Source organism: Pseudomonas sp. (assembly GCF_030696055.1).
Classification (GTDB): Bacteria; Pseudomonadota; Gammaproteobacteria; order Pseudomonadales; family Pseudomonadaceae; genus Aquipseudomonas.
In genome coordinates this window covers 1-1,769 of sequence record NZ_JAUYNP010000115.1, presented here as the reverse complement: position 1 = coordinate 1,769, position 1,769 = coordinate 1, and the positions used below count along the sequence as shown (strand labels likewise).

General features: G+C 61.7%; 1 protein-coding gene and 1 pseudogene. Both read right to left on the bottom strand.

Annotated features, from left to right (window positions below; all coding sequences use genetic code 11):
• A pseudogene (gene dgcA, locus Q8Q83_RS06925) lies at positions 1-959 on the bottom strand (dimethylglycine demethylation protein DgcA); the annotation flags it as partial.
• 154 nt (positions 960-1,113) lie between these two features.
• Positions 1,114-1,644, bottom strand: coding sequence for a 4-vinyl reductase (locus Q8Q83_RS06920; protein ID WP_305622313.1), 531 nt, complete (start codon positions 1,642-1,644; stop codon positions 1,114-1,116).
• Positions 1,645-1,769: the final 125 nt, after the last annotated feature.

Genomic DNA, 1,769 nt, shown 5'->3' with positions numbered 1-1,769 from the left:
ATGTCCACATAGCCGCCTTCCAGGATGCGCGTGGCCTGATTCGGGTCCTTGATGTTCTGCGCGTGCAGCACCGGCACCTTGACCACTTCCTTGATCCCGGCCGCCAGGTGCAGGAAGGGCTCCGGCGGGTAGCTCATATTCGGGATGACGTTGGCCAAGGTGTTGTGGGTGTCGCAACCCGAGCCGACCACGCCGAGAAAGTCGAGCATGCCGGTGGCGTCGTAGTACTTGGCGATCTGCTTCATGTCCTCGTGGGACAGGCCGTCCGGGTGGAACTCGTCGCCGCAGATACGCATGCCCACGCAGAAGTCCGGGCCGACCTCGGCACGCACGGCCTTGAGCACTTCCAGGCCGAACTTCATGCGGCCCTCGAAGGTGCCGCCCCATTCGTCGGTGCGCTTGTTGACCCGCGGCGACCAGAACTGGTCGATCATATGCTGGTGCACGGCGGATAGCTCGACGCCGTCCAGGCCGCCTTCTTTCGCCCGGCGCGCGGCGCTGGCGTAGTTGCCGATCACCCGCCAGATCTCTTCCGGCTCGATGGTCTTGCAGGTGGCGCGGTGCACCGGCTCGCGGATACCCGACGGCGACATCAGGGTCGGCCAGTTGAAACCGTCCCAGCGCGAGCGGCGGCCCATGTGGGTAATCTGGATCATGATCTTGGCGCCGTGCTTGTGCATGGCGTCGGCCAGATTCTGGAAGTGCGGGATGATGCGGTCGGTGGACAGGTTGACCGAGCTCCACCATTCCTGCGGGCTGTCGATGGCCACCACCGAGGAACCGCCGCAGATGGCCAGGCCGATGCCGCCCTTGGCCTTCTCTTCGTAATACTTGATGTAACGCTCGGTGGTCATGCCGCCGTCGGTGGCGTAGACCTCGGCGTGGGCGGTACTGAGCACGCGGTTGCGGATGGTCAGCTTGCCGATCTGAATCGGCTGGAACATTGCTTCGAAAGCCATGGTGGCATCCTCTGAAAACTACGGCGCTCGGTTATGCGGCGTTGGAGGCTGAAGCGAAAATGCTCATTTACACCAGTAAACTCCGCTTTTCGCTTCAGCCTCCGCCTTGCCTACCCTTCGCTCGCTACGTTTTCGATCACGGTTGAAATTGTTTTTAGAGCGGCTTAACCACAAACAGGCCGTCGTCGTGGCCTTCTTCGGAACCGCCATGGACCTGTTCGGCTCGGGTGCGGATGCTGCTGCCCTGGGCTTTGAGAATCTGGTCCATGGCGCCGGCGAACCAGCCGGTGAACATATAGTCGACCTTGCGCCCGCACTTGCCGTAGACATAGACAAAGGCCGAGTGCTTAAGGCGCACGCTGACGGTGCCTTTATCCAGGTCGATGGCTTCGATCTCGAACAGGCCCCAGCCGCGCTGCGACAGGCGCTTCATATAGTGTTCGAACACCGCCACGCCTTCGAGGCCATGGCACTCGGCCTCCTTCTCGCACCAGTGCCAGGCGGACTTGTAGCCGGCCTTGTAGAGGATCTCGGCATAGGCGTCGGCGCCCAGCACCTCTTCGATACCGATATGGTTATTGACGAAGAAATGCCGCGGCACATAGAGCATAGGCAAGGCGTCGGTGGTCCAGACGCCGGTTTCGTCGTCGACCTGGATAGGCATTTCGGGTGCGTGGGTGGCCATGTGTTCAGTACTCCAGAATTCAGTTGGTTTTTTGCCCTCTCCCCAACCCTCTCCCGCAAGCGGGAGAGGGGGCTGTCCGCGCATGTTGGCGGCTTTCTCCCCTCTCCCATTCATGGGAGAGGGGG

Bases quoted from the DNA above. Each gene is read 5' to 3' on its own strand.
- Q8Q83_RS06920 (WP_305622313.1), bottom strand. From the start codon at position 1,644: ATGGCCACCCACGCACCCGAAATGCCTATCCAGGTCGACGACGAAACC.